Origin of the sequence: Streptomyces sp. NPDC052301 (assembly GCF_044593395.1) — a bacterium.
In the GTDB taxonomy this organism is placed as follows: Bacteria; Actinomycetota; Actinomycetes; order Streptomycetales; family Streptomycetaceae; genus Streptomyces.
The window spans coordinates 20,906-38,844 of record NZ_JBIUBE010000019.1 but is presented as its reverse complement, the minus strand read 5'-3'; the positions used below and the strand labels follow the sequence as shown (position 1 = coordinate 38,844).

14 protein-coding genes are annotated in these 17,939 nt (G+C 71.3%); 4 read left to right on the top strand and 10 right to left on the bottom strand.

Going from position 1 to position 17,939, the window contains the following annotated elements; genetic code table 11:
* Positions 1 to 38 precede the first annotated feature (38 nt).
* Positions 39 to 3,053 carry a glycoside hydrolase family 3 protein gene (locus ACIHEJ_RS36220; RefSeq protein ID WP_400141901.1) on the bottom strand — a complete coding sequence of 1,005 codons (3,015 nt, stop codon included), beginning with the start codon at positions 3,051 to 3,053 and terminating at the stop codon, positions 39 to 41.
* 109 nt (positions 3,054 to 3,162) lie between these two features.
* Between ACIHEJ_RS36220 and ACIHEJ_RS36215 the strand changes: the two genes are divergently transcribed.
* The 3 genes from ACIHEJ_RS36215 (at position 3,163) to ACIHEJ_RS36205 (ending at position 6,294) form a co-directional block, all read left to right on the top strand.
* Positions 3,163 to 5,028 carry a lectin gene (locus ACIHEJ_RS36215; RefSeq protein WP_400141899.1) on the top strand — a complete coding sequence of 622 codons (1,866 nt, stop codon included), beginning with the start codon at positions 3,163 to 3,165 and terminating at the stop codon, positions 5,026 to 5,028.
* A gap of 286 nt (positions 5,029 to 5,314) precedes the next feature.
* Positions 5,315 to 5,605: a muconolactone Delta-isomerase family protein gene (locus ACIHEJ_RS36210; RefSeq protein ID WP_400141897.1), complete on the top strand. Its 291-nt coding sequence runs from the start codon at positions 5,315 to 5,317 to the stop codon at positions 5,603 to 5,605.
* A gap of 29 nt (positions 5,606 to 5,634) precedes the next feature.
* Positions 5,635 to 6,294, top strand: coding sequence for a GPP34 family phosphoprotein (locus ACIHEJ_RS36205; RefSeq protein ID WP_400141895.1), 660 nt, complete (start codon positions 5,635 to 5,637; stop codon positions 6,292 to 6,294).
* A 48-nt stretch (positions 6,295 to 6,342) separates the two neighbouring features.
* On the opposite strand, the gene cimA is transcribed toward ACIHEJ_RS36205, so the two are convergent.
* The 6 genes from cimA to ureA form a co-directional block, all read right to left on the bottom strand.
* A complete protein-coding gene (gene cimA / locus ACIHEJ_RS36200; RefSeq protein ID WP_400141893.1) occupies positions 6,343 to 7,953 on the bottom strand; it encodes a citramalate synthase in 1,611 nt (536 codons plus the stop codon).
* A gap of 285 nt (positions 7,954 to 8,238) precedes the next feature.
* Entirely contained in the window at positions 8,239 to 9,540 is a 1,302-nt protein-coding gene (locus tag ACIHEJ_RS36195; protein WP_400141891.1) for an MFS transporter, read from the bottom strand.
* 38 nt (positions 9,541 to 9,578) lie between these two features.
* A complete protein-coding gene (locus ACIHEJ_RS36190; protein ID WP_400141889.1) occupies positions 9,579 to 10,190 on the bottom strand; it encodes a TetR/AcrR family transcriptional regulator in 612 nt (203 codons plus the stop codon).
* A 17-nt stretch (positions 10,191 to 10,207) separates the two neighbouring features.
* Entirely contained in the window at positions 10,208 to 11,248 is a 1,041-nt protein-coding gene (locus ACIHEJ_RS36185) for an agmatine/peptidylarginine deiminase (protein WP_400141887.1), read from the bottom strand.
* Between the two features lie 16 nt (positions 11,249 to 11,264).
* Positions 11,265 to 12,989, bottom strand: coding sequence for an urease subunit alpha (locus tag ACIHEJ_RS36180; protein WP_400141885.1), 1,725 nt, complete (start codon positions 12,987 to 12,989; stop codon positions 11,265 to 11,267).
* On the bottom strand, positions 12,986 to 13,696 hold the full coding sequence (ureA, locus tag ACIHEJ_RS36175; protein ID WP_400141883.1) for an urease subunit gamma: 711 nt from the start codon (positions 13,694 to 13,696) through the stop codon (positions 12,986 to 12,988). The genes ACIHEJ_RS36180 and ureA overlap by 4 nt, the downstream gene beginning before the upstream one ends.
* Positions 13,697 to 13,838: 142 nt before the next feature.
* Here ureA and ACIHEJ_RS36170 point away from each other — a divergent pair, with 142 nt between their 5' ends.
* A complete protein-coding gene (locus ACIHEJ_RS36170; RefSeq protein WP_400141881.1) occupies positions 13,839 to 15,275 on the top strand; it encodes a cytosine permease in 1,437 nt (478 codons plus the stop codon).
* Positions 15,276 to 15,286: 11 nt separating this feature from the next.
* Here the strand turns inward: ACIHEJ_RS36170 and ACIHEJ_RS36165 are convergent, their stop codons facing one another.
* From ACIHEJ_RS36165 to ACIHEJ_RS36155, 3 genes are all read right to left on the bottom strand, one after another.
* A complete protein-coding gene (locus ACIHEJ_RS36165) occupies positions 15,287 to 16,375 on the bottom strand; it encodes a branched-chain amino acid aminotransferase (RefSeq protein WP_400141879.1) in 1,089 nt (362 codons plus the stop codon).
* A 248-nt stretch (positions 16,376 to 16,623) separates the two neighbouring features.
* A complete protein-coding gene (locus ACIHEJ_RS36160) occupies positions 16,624 to 17,667 on the bottom strand; it encodes a 3-isopropylmalate dehydrogenase (RefSeq protein ID WP_400141877.1) in 1,044 nt (347 codons plus the stop codon).
* Positions 17,668 to 17,759: 92 nt separating this feature from the next.
* Positions 17,760 to 17,891 carry a hypothetical protein gene (locus ACIHEJ_RS36155; RefSeq protein WP_351240118.1) on the bottom strand — a complete coding sequence of 44 codons (132 nt, stop codon included), beginning with the start codon at positions 17,889 to 17,891 and terminating at the stop codon, positions 17,760 to 17,762.
* Positions 17,892 to 17,939 lie beyond the last annotated feature (48 nt).

Here is a 17,939-nt window from a genome sequence, read left to right as displayed (position 1 = left end):
TACCCGAAGCCCCCCGCACACGGACACATGGGTTGCTTCTACGCGGCCTGATAAGCCTGCGCCAGCCTGTCCACCGCCTTCCCGTACCGGCCGGTCAGCAGCAGGTGGTCGGCGTCCGCGAAGGGTTTCGCCACCGCTTCCGTCATCCGCGCCCCCGCCCGGCTCTGCACGATCAGCCGCGCCTTGGTCACCAGCTCGCGTCCGGCCCGGTCGTCACCCCTGCGTTCGGCGACGGAGGCCGCCACGGCGAGCGCCTTGAGCGTGGCCGCTCCGCCGCGCGGGACGTCGGTGAGCGTGGTCAGGCCCCAGCCGTAGGGGAACTGGGGGTCGTACGACGCGTCGCCGACGTTGATCGGTAGCTGGGACTCGGACTTCGGCCAGGTGACGGGGAGCTGCCCGGTGAAGGGGCGGGTGCCGTAGAGGACGTCGGCCACGCCCTCGCCCTCGGTGCCGGGCAGCCAGGAGGCCACCAGGGCGTCGATCTTGTCGAGCCGGTCACCGATGAGCTGCGGACGCCCGGAGACGATCAGCACGGCGCACTTCATGGCCGCGCACACCTTGTCCACGGCCGCCTGGTCGGCCGCCGACAGCTGCAGGCTGTGACCGTTGCCGACGTCGCCGACGCCCTCGGCGTACGGGGTCTCGCCGACGACGACCACGCCGACGTCGTAGCCGCTCGTGGGGGCCGAGGCGTCCTTGGACCAGGTGACGTTCCCACCGGCCGCACGCATGCCCTGGAGGATGGTGGTGCCCTGGGTGTGGGTGCCGGAGGCGCCCTGCCAGGTGATGGTCCAGCCGCCGGTCTGGTTGCCGAGGTCGTCGGCGTCGGACCCGGCGACGTACACCTTCTCGCTCTTCTTCAGCGGCAGCAGCCCGCCGCTGTTCTTCAGCAGCACCTGCGACTCGGCCGCGGCCTGGCGGGCGACGGCCCGGTGGGCCGGGGAGCCGATGGCGGAGGCGCCGGAGGTGTCGGCGTAGGGGTGCTCGAAGAGGCCGAGTTCGAACTTCTGGGTGAGGATGCGGGAGACGGCGTCGTCGATCCGCTTCTCGCTGATCCGGCCGGCCCTCACCTCGTCGACGAGCGTGGAGCCGAAGTCCTTGTAGGTGTACGGCACCATCATCATGTCGACGCCCGCGTTCACGGCCGTGCGGACGTGGGCCGCATAGTCGCCGGGGAGCTGGTCGATGGCGTTCCAGTCGCTGATGACGAAGCCGTCGAAGCCCATCCGGCCCTTCAGCTCGCCGTTGATCATGTCGCCGCGGGCGTGCATCTTCACCGCGCCCTTGCCGTCGCCGACGACGTCGAGGGAGGAGTACGACGGCATGACCGTGCCGATGCCCCGCTGGACGGCCGTCCTGAAGGGCGCCAGGTGGATGTCCTGGAGCTGCTGCCGGGTCACGGTGGTGACGCCCTGGTCGGTCGTGTAGGTGCCGGTGGTCGAGGAGCCGTAGGCCGTACCGCCGTCGCCGACGAAGTGCTTGGCGGTGGCGAGCACCTTGTCGTCCCGGCTCAGATCGCGGCCGTCGGCCCGGCCCTGGAGGCCCTGGATCACGGTCTCCATGGACTGGACGAGGGCGGGGTCCTCGCCGAAGGACTCGTAGGAGCGGCCCCAGCGTTCGTCACGGCTCACGCACAGGCAGGGCGCGAAGTCCCAGGGGATGCCGGTGGCGCGGACCTCTGCCGCGGTCACCGCGCCAGTCCGCTCGGCGAGTCGGGGGTCGCGGCTCGCGCCGATGCCGATGTTGTGCGGCATGATCGTGGCGCCGGTCAGGTTGTTGTGACCGTGGACCGCGTCGACGCCGTAGATCAGCGGGATCTGGAAGCGGGTGGCCTGGGCGCGGAGCTGGAAGCCGTCGATCATCCGCGCCCAGGCGCCGGGGGTGTCGGGCGTGGGTGTGGAGCCGCCGCCGGAGAGCAGCGAGCCGAGGTCGTACGCGGCGATGTCGCCCCCGCCGCCCACGGCGCCCCGTTCGGCCTGGGTCATCTGCCCGGCCTTCTCCTGAAGGGACATGCGGGAGAGCAGGTCGGCGACGCGCTTCTTCACCGGCAACCCGGCGTTCAGGTACGGCAGTCCGTGCGCGTCGACAACGATCTGCGGGGTCTCGGCGGGTGCCTTGGCTCCGGTGACCGTGAGCTTCAGCGGGACGGTCTTCGCGGGTGCGGGGGTCCGGACCGTCCGGGTCGGCACCTCGACGGTCCGCGAGGTTCCGGACGCGGTGCCGGCCGGGAAGGTGAGGGTGCCGGTGACCGGGGTGTAGTCCCGGCCGGCCGTTGCGGTGCCGCCCTCCGTCGTGTACGTGACCGTCACCGGGTCGTCGACGGGCCGGTCGCCGGTCGTGGCCAGGGTGACCCTGACCTCGGCGGTGCCGCCCGCCCTGACCGGGTAGACGGCCGCGTCGGTGCTGACGGAGGCGCGCAGCGACTGGTCGGCCCGGCCGTACAGCTCCACGTCGTCCATGGCGAAGTCGCCCTTGGTCCCGGCCGGGAGTGTGACGGCGTAGCCCCACATCTGCGTGAGGCCGAGGACGTGGTCGATGCCTCCGACGGGCTGGTAGTCGGTGCGGTAGGCGAAGTCCGTGAAGGGGATCTCGATCTGTTTCCAGCCGGTGAAGTCGTCGGTGAAGGAGGTCGTCCACAGCTCCGACGCCTCGCCGTTCGCGCCGCCGTCCTTGATCTCGAAGGCGATCTTCCGGCCGTTGTCGCGACCGTCCCACCAGAAGCGGATGCCCTGGTGGGCGGACCAGTCGTGGGCGGGCCGGCCGGCGGCGAAGTCGTGGGTGAAGCCGCCGTAGCCGCTGATGTCGTAGGTGCCGGTGAGCACCTCGGCGCCCTCGGGGGCGTCGGCGCGGTCGGCGAGTCGGAGGGCGGGCGGGTCGTCGGCGTCGCCGCCCCAGGGGAAGATGCCGTCGGCGGGCTGGGAGGCGAAGGGGACCTCGCCCTCGAAGCGGTCGACGGGGGTCGGCGCGGGGTCGTCGGCCGCGTGGGCCGCGGCCGACAGGGGCAACAGGGCGGCGAGCAAGGCGCCGGAGACGAGCAGGGCGGTTCTCGGCATGGACCTTCCCTCGGCTCTCGTGTTTCACTCAGGACTTAGATCACGCCGTGAGTTAACTAACGGCTCCCCAACCCGTCAAGAGTGCACGTCAGTTGAAGGGCGACGCACCATGAGGAGAACCCCCCGCACGGTCCGGCTGTTGCTCGCCGGACTGCTCTCCGCCGCCGGCCTCACCGCCGCCGTGCCCCCCGCTCACGCGGCCGGTGAACAGGTGACGGCCTGGCTCACGACCACGGACGACTCCGCCGGACGGCATGTCGTGCGCGGACTGCAGGCGCAGACGCCGTTCGCCTTCCAGTCCGGGAGCGGCGGCGGCGGCGAGAACATCACCGTCGACGAGAACACCCGCTACCAGACCTTCACCGGCGGCGGCGCGTCCTTCACGGACACCGCGGCCTGGCTGATGAACAGCAGCGGGGCGCTGTCGCAGGCGACCCGGGACGCGACCATGCGCAAGCTGTTCTCGCCGACGGACGGCATCGGACTGTCGTTCCTGCGCAACCCGATGGGCGCCTCGGACCTCGCGCGGTACGGCTACACGTACGACGACGTGCCCTCCGGGCAGACGGATCCGAATCTGTCCACGTTCTCGATCTCCCACGACCTCGCGGACGTGGCACCGCTCACCAAGCAGGCGCTCCAGCTGAACCCGTCACTCACGGTGATGGCCTCGCCCTGGACGGCCCCCGCCTGGATGAAGGACAGCGGCTCGCTCGCCGGCGGCTGGCTCAAGGCCGAGGACTACGGCGCCTACGCCTCGTACTTCGTGAAGTACCTCCAGGCGTACAGGAGCCAGGGGATCGACGTCTCGTACGTGACCCCACAGAACGAGCCGACCTGCTGCTCCGGCTACCCGTCGATGAGCTGGAACGCGAGCGGCCTGGACTACTTCCTCAAGAACGACCTGCTGCCGCAGCTGCAGTCGGCGGGCCTGAGCACCAAGGTCCTCGCGCACGACTGGAACTGGGACACCTACGACTCCTACGCCGCCCAATCCGTGGACGACGCGGCGATCCGCAACCACCCGAACTTCGGCGGGATCGCCTGGCACGGCTACGGCGGTGACGTCACCAAGCAGACGACGGTGCACGACCAGTACCCGTCGCTGGACGCCTTCGGCACCGAGCACTCCGGCGGCACCTGGATCGCGAACCAGCAGCGCGAGGACATGTCCGACATCATCGACTACACCCGCAACTGGGCGAAGTCGGTGACCAAGTGGTCGCTGGCCGTCGACCAGAACGGCGGTCCGCACAACGGCGGTTGCGGCACCTGCACCGGGCTGGTCACCGTGCACGACGGGGACGGCGCGAGCGGGACCGTGGACTACACCGTCGAGTACTACGACATGGGCCAGCTGACGAAGTTCGTGCGGCCCGGCGCCCAGCGGATCGCCTCGACGGCGTCCACCGCGGTGCCGAACGTGGCGTGGCGCAACCCGGACGGCAGCAAGGCGCTGATCGCGTACAACGACTCGTCGTCGGCGAAGACGGTCACCATCGACTGGGGCTCCCAGCACGCCACTTACTCGCTGCCCGGGAAGACCTCGGCGACCTTCACCTGGTCCGGCACCCAGTCCGGCGGCGGCAGCCGCACCGGCACCTTCGTCGGCCTCGGAGGCAAGTGCCTGGACGTGGCGGGCGGTTCGAGCGCCAACGGTACGGCGGTGCAGCTCTACGACTGCAACGGCACCACCGCCCAGCAGTGGACCGTCCAGGCCGACGGGTCGGTCCGGGCGCTCGGCAAGTGCCTCGACGTGACCTCGGCGTCGACGGCGGACGGGGCGAAGGTGCAGTTGTACGACTGCAACGGGACCGGTGCCCAACAGTGGTCGTACAACTCCTCGACCGGTGATGTGGTCAACACTGCGGCGAACAAGTGCCTCGACGTGACGGACAACTCGTCGGCGAACGGGGCGCGGGCACAGATCTGGTCGTGCACGGGAGCCGCCAACCAGAAGTGGCACCTGCAGTAGGAGCCTGAGGTGCTGTATGCGGGGGCCGTCGCGGCGGGGACCTCGGCGCGATGCTGCTGCTCGGCGGCTGTGCGGCCGTGGATCTGCCGCCGGCCCCTGCCGAAGGCCGTTCCTCGCGGCCGGCGGTCCCGGCACCGGCCAGGTCCGGGCGGACGGCCGGATGATGAGCCGGAAGGCGTTCGAGCGGCTCGCGGAGGGCTCCTGCTGAGCGGCGCTCGCGCAGTGGCTGGGAGACGATGAGGAGGAGCCGGAGGTCAGCCGGGCGGTTCACCGCGGGAGCGGGATCATGCGTGAGTTCCTGGTCGAGATCACCACCACCGTGCCGGAGGGCACCAGCGAGGCGGAGGTCGCCGAGCGGCGGGCCGCCGAGGCCGTACGGGCCCGGGAGCTGGCCGCCGGCGGTAACCTCGTGCGGCTGTGGCGGCCGGTGGGCGAGAAACGCAGCATCGGAGTCTGGCGCGCCGACGACGAGGAGCAGCTGCACGAGAAGGTGCTGGGTACGCTTCCGCTGCGACCCTGGATGAGCCTCACGGTCACCCCGCTGGAGTCCCACCCCAACGATCCGGGCCGCGCCTGACGCCGGACACCCGTCGATCTGGAGCTCCCATGACCACACCGCAGGATCTGTTCCTCGTCAGTCTGGACGTCCCCGGCAAGAACCCCATCGAGCAGGGAGACCTGTCGCTGGCTCTCGCCGGGGCCGAGCTGATCGATCTGCTCGGCGTCCGGGCGCTGGTCCTGGACGGCGACCGCATCGTGCCCGGGCCGACGCTGACCACCGGTGACCGGCTGCTGGACGAGGCCGGGGCGGCGCTCGTGCGGCAGGAGCCGTACGAGACGGTCGAGGACTGGCTGTGGCGCCGGGGGCAGGGGCTGGCCACGGCCTACCGGGACGTCCTGGACTCCGAGGGGCAGCTCACCGGGAAGCGCCCGCACTGGCTCTCCCTGCGCGGTGGGGCCGGCACCCCGGCCGACACCCCGGCACGACGGCACGCGGCCGACCGCTGGTGGTCCCACGAGCCCGTCCTCGCCGGGCTCGCCGGCACTCTGGGCATCCGGAGCGAGCGCCCGGCGGAGGAGCCCGGCGAGGAGGAGCCCGGCGAGGAGGAGCCCGGCGAGGGAGAGCCCGGCGAGGACAGGCCCGGCGAGGAGGCCGTCGTCACCGTCCTCCTGGCGGTCGGCGACGCGGTGACCGAGCTGGAGGCCGTACGCGAGCGCCGCCGCATCGAGAACATCGCCTTCGACAACATCTGGCGAGCGCCGTGAAGCCGGCGCAGCCGCAGACGGGCGGGCGCCCCGGCTGAACCGGCGGGACTACTCCGCCGGCTCCACGCCCGCCCGCAGCAGACCGTACGTGTACGCGTCCTCCAGCGCCTGCCAGGACGCGGCGATCACGTTCTCCGCCACGCCGACCGTGGACCACTCGCCCGAGCCGTCCGAGGTGGAGATCAGCACCCGGGTCGTCGACTGGGTGCCGTGCTTGCCCTCCAGGATGCGGACCTTGTAGTCGACCAGTTCGAGCTTGGCGAGCTGCGGGTAGATCTTCTCCAGCGCGACGCGCAGGGCACGGTCGAGGGCGTTGACCGGGCCGTTGCCCTCCGCGGTGGCGACGATCCGCTCGCTCTTGGCCCACAGCTTCACCGTGGCCTCGTTGGCGTGGGTGCCGTCGGGGCGGTCCTCGACGATGGCCCGCCAGGACTCGACGTCGAAGTACTTCAGCGGGCGGCCCTCGACCTCGGCGCGCAGCAGGAGTTCGAAGGAGGCGTCGGCGGCCTCGTAGGTGTACCCCTTGAGCTCGCGTTCCTTCACCCGCTCGACCACCCGGCCGACCAGCTCGCGGTCGCCGCTCAGGTCGATGCCGAGCTCCTTGCCCTTCAGCTCGATGGAGGCGCGGCCCGCCATGTCGGAGACCAGCATCCGCATGGTGTTGCCGACCAGCTCGGGGTCGATGTGCTGGTACAGGTCCGGGTCGACCTTGATCGCGGAGGCGTGCAGGCCGGCCTTGTGGGCGAAGGCGGAGACACCGACGTACGGCTGGTGGGTGGAGGGGGTGAGGTTGACGACCTCGGCGACGGCGTGCGAGATCCGGGTCGTCTCGCGGAGCTTGCCGTCGGGCAGCACCTTCTTGCCGTACTTCAGCTCCAGGGCGGCGACGACCGGGAAGAGGTTGGCGTTGCCGACGCGCTCGCCGTAGCCGTTGGCCGTGCACTGGACGTGGGTGGCGCCCGCGTCGACGGCGGCGAGGGTGTTGGCGACGGCGCAGCCGGTGTCGTCCTGGGCGTGGATGCCGAGGCGGGCGCCGGTGTCGGCGAGGACGGTGGAGACGACGGCGTGGATCTGGGCGGGGAGCATGCCCCCGTTCGTGTCGCAGAGGATGACGACGTCCGCGCCCGCCTCCGAGGCCGTACGGACCACGGCCTTCGCGTACTCGGGGTTGGCGCGGTAGCCGTCGAAGAAGTGCTCGCAGTCGACGAACACCCGGCGGCCCTGCTCGCGCAGGTACGACACGGTGTCGCGGACCATCTCCAGGTTCTCGTCGAGGGTGGTGCGCAGGGCCAGCTCCACATGCCGGTCGTGCGACTTGGCGACCAGGGTGATCACCGGGGCGCCGGACGCGAGCAGCGCGTTGACCTGGGGGTCCTCGGCGGCCTTGGCGCCGGCGCGGCGGGTGGCGCCGAAGGCGACCAGCTGGGCGTGCTTGAACTCGATCTCCGCCTGCGCGCGGGCGAAGAACTCGGTGTCGCGGGGGTTCGCGCCGGGCCAGCCGCCCTCGATGAAGCCGACGCCGAAGTCGTCCAGGTGCCGGGCGATGGCGAGCTTGTCCGCGACGGTGAGGTTGATGCCCTCGCGCTGCGCGCCGTCGCGCAGCGTGGTGTCGAAGACGTGGAACGAGTCGTCGAGCTCGCTGGTTGCCGTCTCGGTCATGGTCTCAAGGCTCCTGTTGTGGATCTTCGGTCTTACCGGAATGACCGGCTCCACCGTCCCCCCAATATTCCCTCGCGCTCCGTTCCCGGCTGAAGGTGGGCCGGAAAACGAAAAAACCCCTCGCGGGTGCGAGAGGTCTGCGCGCGGGTCGAGGACGACGGTGGCCACCCGCACCTGGTCGTACGAGGTGGTCACTGCGGACCGGCGCGCCTGCTGCCCATAATCATGGCGAACGAGAGCACGGGGGCAGTTTGGCACAACCCCGCCCCCGACTCACCGACCGTCTCAGGATGCGGTCGTCACCGTGGATGCCTCGCGCGCCCGCACCCTGGCCAGATCCAGGTCCTTCGTCTCCCGCATGGTGACGTACACCACGAGGGACACGGCGGCGCAGCCCGCCACGTACCAGTAGAAGCCGGACTCGATCCCGGCGTTCTTGAACCACAGGGCGACGTATTCCGCGGTGCCGCCGAAGAGGGCGTTGGCCAGGGCGTAGGGCAGGGCCACGCCGAGCGCGCGCACCCCGGTCGGGAACAGCTCGGCCTTCACGCAGGCGTTGATGGAGGTGTAGCCGGTGACCACGATCAGCGCGAGGAGGGCGAGGCCGAGCGCGGGCCAGTAGCCGTCCGCGTGCCTCAGCAGGGTCATGATCGGCACGGTGAGGACGGTGGAGCCGACCGCGAAGGTGATCAGCAGCGGGCGGCGGCCGATCCGGTCGGAGAGGCGGCCCGCGAGCGGCTGGAGGGCGGCGAAGACGATCAGCGCGGTGAAGGAGACCAGGGTCGCGGTCTGCTTGGACAGGCCGGCCGAGTTGGAGAGGTACTTCGTCAGGTAGGTGGTGTACGTGTAGTACGCGACCGTGCCGCCCATGGTGAGCGCGATCACCAGGAACGCCTCCCGCCTGTGCTGCCACAGGGCGCGCAGGGTGCCGCGCTCCTCGGCGTGGGAGGTGTCGTCCGCGTAGACCTCGGTCTCCAGCATGCTGCGGCGCAGATAGAAGACGACCGCCGCGCCGAGCGCACCGACGACGAACGGGACGCGCCAGCCGTAGCTGTGCAGGGCGGAGTCGGACAGGGTGTGCTGCAGCATGATCTGCAGGCCGAGGCCGACGATCTGACCGGCGGTCATGGAGACGTACTGGAAGCTGGAGGCGAAGCCCCGGCTCCCGGGGTCGGAGGCCTCCGTCAGATAGGTGGCGCTGGCCGCGTACTCGCCGCCCACGGAGAGGCCCTGGAGCAGGCGGGCGACGAGCAGCACGAGGGCACCGCCGTAGCCGGCGACCGAGTAGGTGGGCGCGACGGCGATGAGGACGGCCGAGGCCGACATGAGCGAGACGGTCAGGGTCAGCGCCGCCTTGCGGCCCCTGCGGTCGCCGACCCGGCCGAGCAGCCAGCCGCCCACGGGGCGCATGAAGAAGCCGACGGCGAAGATGCCGGCGGTGTTCATGAGCTGGGCGGTGGGGTTGCCGCTCGGGAAGAACGCGCCGGCGAAATAGGTGGCGAAGCTCGCGTACACGAACCAGTCGAACCACTCGACCATGTTCCCCGCCGAGCCGACCCAGATCCTCTTCCAGTGTTGTCGTCCCATGGGCAGGTACATGCCCGGCACCGGAGCGGACGATTCCTCTACCCGGCCGGCACCAGGAGGGAGTCGGCGATGAACTCCCGTACGTGCGCGAGTACTTGCTCCCGGTCGGTACCGCGCAGCCCGATCGCCACATGGATGGAGAACCCGTCCAGCAGCGCACGCAGCCGCGCCGCGAAGCGGTCCGCGTCCACCCGGCGGAACTCGCCGCGCGAGACGCCCTCGGCCACCAGGGCGACCAGGTCGCGATGCCACGCCCCCTCGATCGCCGCCTGCCGGGAACGGGCGCCGTCGTCCGCGTTCTGCGAGCGGTTCCACACCTCCAGCCACAGCGTCCAGTGCGGATCGCGGTGACCGTCGGGCACGTACAGGTCGACGTAGGCGGAAAGACGCTCGCGCGCGGTTCCGGAACCGGTGAGCAGCCGGCCCCGCTCCGCGCCCAGCCTGCCCTCGCTCCACTCCAGGGTCTGCAGCAGCAGCTCGTCCTTGGAGTGGAAGTAGTACAGGAGATGGCCGCTGCTCATGCCGACCTCACGGCCCAGCGCCGCCATGGTGAGCTTCTCCAGACCGCGCTCGGCGATCATGTCCATGGCGGCGGCGAGCACCTCCTCGCGCGGCGGCGCGTTCTTCCGCGCCCGTGCCGCACCGGCCATCCCTCACTCCTACGTGCTCATGCCTTCGGCTGCTGCTGGGTGATGCAGTGGATGCCGCCCCCACCCGCAAAGATCGTACGCGCGTCCACCAGGGTCACCGTCCGCTCGGGGAACAGGCGGCGGAAGATGCCGGCGGCGATCTCGTCGCGCGGGTCGTCGAAGCCGCACAGCACCAGGCCGCCGTTGCAGATGTAGTGGTTGATGTAGGAGTAGTCGGCCCAGTGGCCGTCGGCCTCCAGGACGGTCGGGGCCGGCACCTCCACGACCTCCAGCCGGCGGCCCCGGGCGTCGGTCGCCGACTTCAGCAGGCCGATGACCTCCTTGGTGACCTCGTGGTCGGGGTGCGCCGGGTCCGGCTGGTGGTGGGCGACGACGACACCGGGGCGGGCGAAGGCGGCGACGATGTCGACGTGGCCGAGGGTGCCGAAGCCGTAGGGCGGGTAGTCGCCGGTCAGGCCGCGCGGCAGCCAGATCGCCTTCTTGGTGCCGAGGTGGGCGTGGATCTCGGCCTCGACCTCCTCCTTCGACCAGTGCGGGTTGCGCTCGGGGCCGAGCTGCACGGTCTCGGTGAGCAGCACGGTGCCCTCGCCGTCGACGTGGATCGCGCCGCCCTCGTTGACCAGCTTCGAGGCGTACGTCTGCGCGCCCGCGAGGTCGCAGACGTACGCGCCGATCTTGGAGTCGTGCTCCCAGCGGGCCCAGTCCTGCGCGCCCCAGCCGTTGAACGTCCAGTCCACGGCGGCGAGGCCGCCCTTGCCGTTGGTGAGGAAGGTGGGGCCGATGTCCCGCATCCAGGCGTCGTCCAGCTCGCGCTCGACGGTGTCGATGCCGGGGCCGAGGAGCGCCTGCGCCTCGGCCGTCCGGCCGGGTCCGCACACGACCGTCACCGGTTCGAAGCGGCGGATGGCGCGGGCGACGGACGCCCAGGCGATCTGGGAGGCGGCGAGGCCGTCCGGGTCGTCGAAGGTGGGGTTGGGGCCCGGCCACGCCATCCAGGTGCGCTCGTGCGGGGTCCACTCGGCGGGCATGCGGAAGCCGTCGGCTGCGGGGGTGGTCATGTGAGATCCCTGAGAACTAGAGGAAGTAGAGGCGGTTGAGGGAGACGGAGTCGGCCGGCTCGGAACTGAGCGGGGCGCCGTCGAGAGTGACCAGGCCGGTGCGCTGGTCGACGTCGACGGCTCCGGTACGGGCGTTCAGCCGCAGGTCGGCGGGGCCGATGCCCCGGGTGCCGCGCACGGCGACCCTGCGCCTGCGGGTCGGCATGGTGTCGTTGCCCTGGTCCACGGCCGCCCGGGCGACGAACGCGACCGAGATGTCGGCGGCCGTGGCGCCGTACGAGCCGAACTGCGGCCCCAGGACGAGGGGTTCGCAGGTGTCGGTGGCCGCGTTGGGGTCGCCGACCACGCCGTACGCCGGGAAGCCGGCCTTGAGGACGAGCTGCGGCTTGGCGCCGAAGTACTCCGGCCGCCACAGCACGATGTCGGCGAGCTTGCCGGTCTCGAGCGAGCCGACCTCGTGGGAGAGGCCGTGGGCGATGGCCGGGTTGATGGTGAGCTTGGCCATGTAGCGCAGGACGCGGGCGTTGTCGTCGCCCTCGCCGTCGCCCTCCATGGGCCCCAGCTCGGCCTTCATCTTCCCGGCCATGGCGAAGGTGCGGCGGACCGTCTCCCCGGCGCGGCCCATGCCCTGGGCGTCGGAGGAGGTGATGCCGATCGCGCCCAGGTCGTGCAGCACGTCCTCGGCGCCCATCGTGCCGGCCCGGATGCGGTCGCGGGCCATGGCCGCGTCGCCGGGCAGGTCGGGCTTGAGGTCGTGGACGGAGACGATCATGCCGTAGTGCTCGGCGACCGCGTCCCGGCCGAAGGGCAGGGTGGGGTTGGTGGAGGAGCCGATGACGTTGGGGACGCCGGCCATCTTCAGCACGTTCGGGACGTGTCCGCCGCCGCAGCCCTCGATGTGGAAGGCGTGGATCGTGCGGCCTTCGAGGACGCGAAGGGTGTCCTCGACCGACAGGCACTCGTTCAGGCCGTCGCTGTGCAGGGCGACCTGGACGTCGTGCTCCTCGGCGACGCGCAGGGCGGTGTCCAGCGCGCGGGTGTGGGCGCCCATGTCCTCGTGCACCTTGAAGCCGGACGCGCCGCCCTCGGCCAGGGCCTCGACGAGGGGCGCGCCCTGGGAGGACGAACCGCGGCCGAGGAAGCCGATGTTGACCGGCCAGGCGTCGAAGGCGTTGAAGGCGTGGCGCAGCGCCCAGGGCGAGTTGACGCCGACGCCCCACACGGGGCCGAACTCCTGCCCGATGATCGTGGTCACGCCGGAGGCGAGGGAGGCCTCCATGATGCGCGGCGACAGCAGGTGGACGTGGGTGTCGACGGCACCGGCGGTGGCGATCAGGCCCTCGCCGGAGACGATGGAGGTGCCGGTGCCGACGACGACGTCCACGCCGTCGAGGGTGTCGGGGTTGCCGGCTCGTCCGATGCCGCAGATCCGGCCCTCGCGGATGCCGATGGAGACCTTGCGGATGCCCTGCGCCGCGTCGATCACGACGACGTTGCTGATGACGACGTCGCAGGTCTCGCGGACGGCGGCGGCCTTCAGGTGCAGTCCGTCGCGGGCGGTCTTGCCGAAGCCGGCCAGGAACTCGTCGCCGTACTTCTGGGAGTCGGACTCGACGCGGACGGTGAGCCCGGAGTCGCCGAGGCGGATGCGGTCGCCGGCGCGGGGGCCGTGTGTGGCTGCGTAGGCGTGCGGGTCGACGTGGATCGCCCGGCTCACCTCTCGTCCCTTCGAGCGGCTCATCGCTCCTCGCCTCCTTCCGGCGTGACGGCTTGGGAAACTCCGAGGTAGCCGCAGGCGGCGGCCCGGCGCAGGGCCTCGTCCTTCGCGCCCGGCGCGTCCAGCGGCCCGTCGACCAGCCCGGCGAAGCCGATCGCGATGCGGTCGCCGCCGATCGGCACGAGACCGACCTCCTCGCTCTCGCCCGGTCCGAACCGCACGGAGGATCCGGCGGGTACGGCGAGCCGCATGCCGTAGGCGGCACCGCGGTCGAAGCGCAGGCGCGGGTTGGCCTCGAAGAAGTGGAAGTGGGAGGTGACCGAGACCGGAACGGACGCGGTGTTGGTGACCGGCAGCCGCAGGACCGGCTCCGGGTCGGCGTGCTGGGGCCCGGGCAGCAGGGCGCCCGGGGCGTCCGCGCCGAGGCCGCCGCCGATCGGGTCGGAGACCACGGCGAGGCGCGAGCCGTCGTCGAAGACGGCCTCCACCATCACCTCGGTGACGACGTCCGCGACGCCCGGCAGCACGTCCTCGGGGCCGAGCACCGAGCGGGCGGCCTCGACGGCCTCCGCGAGCCGCCTGCCGTCCCGGGCCGCCTCGCACACGGTGTCCGCGATCAGCGCGGTCGCTTCCGGCACGTTCAGCCGCAGGCCGCGCGCCCGGCGCGCCCGGGCCAGCTCGGCGGCTCCGAAGAGCAGCAGCCGGTCACGTTCCGTGGGAGTCAGTCTCACGACGCGGCACCTCCTTGCCTTCCCGACGTTAGAGCATCACTCTAAACGTCGAATTCATGGAACGGAAACATTGACATCCGGAGTCCAGTAACTGAGATTGAACGTCGCTCTAACTCAGGCGGCAGTCGAAGGAGACCCAGCCATGCCGATAGAACAGCGCGGAGTCGACACCATCCCGGACGAGGAGCGGACCAGCGGTCCGCGCGACCTCGTCTCGATCCTGCTCGGCTCCAACCTCTGCCTCGGAGTGATCATCTTCGGCTGGCTGCCGCCGTCCTTCGGGCTCGGCTGGTGGGCCTCGGTGAGCTCCGTCGTCGCGGGCACGGTCGTCGGCACCGTGTTCACCGCCCCGCTGGCGCTGGTCTCCCTGCGCACCGCGACCAACCTGTCCACGTCCTCCGGCGCCCAGTTCGGGGTGCGGGGCCGGCTCGTCGGCTCGATCGTCGGCCTGCTGCTCGCCCTCGGCTACACCGCGCTGACCGTGTGGATCGGCGGTGACGTGATGCTGGGCGTCCTCGGGCGGATGATCGACCTGCCCGCGGACGGGATGTCGTACGCCGTCGTCTACGCGGTGCTCGCCGCGGCGACCGTCGCGGGCGCGGTGTACGGCTACCGGGTGCTGCTCGCCATGTCCAAGGTGCTGGCCATCGGCATGACCGCCCTGCTGGTCCTCGGGATCTTCGCCTACGCCCCGCACTTCACCACCGCGGCGCTGCCGGGCGCGGGCGGCTATCTGCTGGGCTCGTTCTGGCCGACCTGGTTCCTGGCCGCCGTCGCCGCGGGGCTGTCCGGCCCGATCGCCTTCATCACCCTGCTCGGCGACTACACCCGCTACATCTCCCCCGTCCGCCACAAGAGCCGCCGGGTCCTGCACGCCACCTGGCTCGGTCTGATCCTCGGCCTGCTGGTCCCGCAGCTGTTCGGCACCTTCACGGCGTACGCGGCCCGGGCGGCGACGGACTACGCGGGCCCGCTGGTGACGGCCTCCCCCGCCTGGTACCTGATCCCGCTGCTGCTGTCCGCCTCGGCCGGCTCGGTCGGCAACGCGGGTCTGATGCTCTACTCCATGGGCCTGGACCTGGACGCGATCCTGCCCCGGGCCTCCCGCGCCCGGGCCACCTACACCGTCGCCCTCGTGGCCACCGCCTGCGTCTTCGTCGGGCACTACGCCTGGAACGCGCAGTCGGCGATGACGTCCTTCGTCCTGCTGCTCACCGCCATCGGCACGCCCTGGGCGGTCATCACCCTCATCGGCTTCGTCCGGTGCCGCGGGGTGTACGACGCCGACGCCCTGCAGGTCTTCAACCGCCGCTCGCGGGGCGGGATCTACTGGTACCGGGCGGGCTGGAACGTCCGGGCGACCGTGTCCTGGGCGGTGGGCGCCGGGGTCGGCCTGCTCGCGGTGTCCCTGCCCTCGTACGAGGGCCCGCTGCTGCACCTGACCGGCGGGGTGGACTGCAGCTTCCTGCTCTCGGGCGCGGTCGGGGGGCTGGTGTACCTGCTGCTGACGCTCACTTCGGAACGCACGAGGGCCGCCACGGAGCCCAGCGAGGAGTCCGAGGCGGCCCTGAGCGTGTAGCGGCGGGGCCGTCAGCCGACGCGGTGCATCCAGCCGTGCTTGTCCTCCGTCGTACCGCGCTGGAGGTCGAGCAGGGCGCGGCGCAGGCGCAGGGTGACCTCGCCGGGGTTGCCGTCACCGTGGGTCCAGGCGTCCGTCTTGGTCTTGACGTGACCGATGGGCGTGACCACGGCGGCGGTGCCGCAGGCGAAGACCTCGGTGAGGGCGCCGGAGGCGGCGTCCGCGCGCCACTGCTCCAGGGTGATCACGCCCTCCTCGGCGGTGTAGCCCAGGTCGCGGGCGACCTGGAGGAGGGAGTCGCGGGTGATGCCCTCCAGGATCGAGCCGGTCAGCTCAGGGGTGACGATGCGGTCGCCGTAGACGAAGGCGACGTTCATGCTGCCGCTCTCCTCGACCTTGGTGCGGGTGACCGCGTCGAGGTAGACGACCTGGTCGCAGCCGTGCGCGGCGGCCTCGGCCTGCGGGAGCAGGGAGGCGGCGTAGTTGCCGCCGGTCTTGGCGTCGCCGGTGCCGCCCGGGACGGCGCGGACGTGGTCCTCGGAGACCCAGATGGTGACCGGCTTCACGCCGCCCGCGAAGTAGGCGCCGGACGGGGAGGCGATCAGCATGAACAGGTACTCGTTCGCCGGGTGCACACCGAGCGCGGCCTCGGTCGCGAACATGAACGGACGCAGGTAGAGGGCCTCCTCACCGCCGTGCGGCGGGACCCAGTCGGCGTCCTGGGACAGCAGCGCGTCCAGCGCGGCGATGAACAGCTCCTCGGGCAGCTCGGCCATGGCCATGCGGCGGGCGGAGTTGCGGAAGCGGCGGGCGTTGGCCTCGGGACGGAAGAGCGCGATCGAGCCGTCGGCCTGCCGGTAGGCCTTGAGACCCTCGAAGATCTCCTGGCCGTAGTGCAGGACGTGGGTGGAGGGGTCCAGGGAGATCGGGCCGTACGGAACGAGCTGCGCGTCGTGCCAGCCGCGGCCCTCGGTCCACTTGATCGTCACCATGTGGTCGGTGAAGTGGCGGCCGAACCCCGGGTTCGCCAGGATCGCCTCGCGCTCGGCGGCGGCGAGGGGACTGGCGGAGGGCTTGAGCTCGATCGTGGGCGTCGTCATGAGTGGTTGTCCTTCACCGGTTGTAGTGACGGGCCGCGCTCACGCCCGTCACCGGCCTTCGCAGGCTGGTGCTAGGACGTCCGATCTTTCCCTCATACCGCGGCTCCGCGTTCGATTATCGCGCGACGGGCGCGGCCGATGGTATCGGGGTGAAGGCGGCCCAGGGGTCGATGGTGGCACCCGGCGGGGACATGCGAAAGCCGCCGGGCGGTCGTCCGACCCGGCGGCTTCTGGAGTGGAGCGCCGGGTCAGCCGGCTACTCGGGAGGCCAGCGCGTCGCCGATCTCCGAGGTGCTGCGGGCGGGCTTGCCCGTGCGCTCGGTGAGGTCGGCGGCGACCGCCTGGTCGATGCGGTCGGCCTCGGCGTCGTAGCCGAGGTGACGCAGCAGCAGGGCGACGGACAGGACGGTGGCGGTGGGGTCGGCCTTGCCCTGACCGGCGATGTCCGGGGCCGAGCCGTGGACCGGCTCGAACATGGACGGGAACTCCCGGCTGGGGTTGATGTTGCCGGAGGCGGCCACGCCGATGCCGCCGGAGACGGCCGCGGCGAGGTCGGTGACGATGTCGCCGAAGAGGTTGTCGGTGACGATGACGTCGAACCGCTCGGGCTGGGTGACGAGGTAGATCGTCGCCGCGTCGACGTGCATGTACTCGGTGGTGACCTCCGGGTACTCCGCGGCCACCTTGTTGAAGACGTTCGTCCACAGGTGTCCCGCGAAGGTCAGCACGTTGTTCTTGTGGATCAGCGCGAGCTTCTTGCGGGGGCGGGCCTGGGCACGCGCGAAGGCGTCGCGGACCACGCGCTCCACGCCGAAGGCCGTGTTGACGGAGACCTCGGTGGCCACCTCGTGCTCGGTGCCCTTGCGGATGGTGCCGCCGTTGCCGGTGTAGGGGCCTTCCGTGCCCTCGCGGACGACGACGAAGTCGATCTGCGGGTCGCCGGCGAGCGGGGTCGCGACACCGGGGAGCAGCTTGCTCGGCCGCAGGTTGACGTGGTGATCGAAGGCGAAGCGGAGCTTGAGCAGGAAGCCGCGCTCCAGGACACCGGACGGCACCGACGGGTCGCCGATCGCGCCGAGCAGGATGGCGTCGTGCTGCTTGAGCGCTTCGAGGTCGGCGTCGGTGAGGGTCTCACCAGTGGCGTGGTAGCGCCGGGCGCCGAAGTCGTACTCCTTGGTCTCCAGCTTCACATCCTGCGGGATGACGGCGGAGAGGACCTTGAGGCCTTCGGCCACGACTTCCTGCCCGATGCCGTCACCGGGGATCACTGCGAGATCGATGCTGCGAGACATGCGGGCACCCTACTCCTCGTCCCACCCCATGACACGGCCTGTCCGCCATCCGGACAGGCCGTGTCGGGCGGGCGCGGCTCCCGGCGCGTGGCTCAGTGGCCGGTCTCGCCGCCGTTGTCCCGGCGGTCGAGGGCGCGCTGGAGTGCGGCGGCGGCGTTCTTGCGGTCGGACTCGCTCGCGCGGGACGCGTGGCGGACTCGGCGGCGGACGGTCGTCTCGGCCATGGGAATCGACTCCTTCGCAGACATGGAGTGCGGCATGAGGGGTCACGG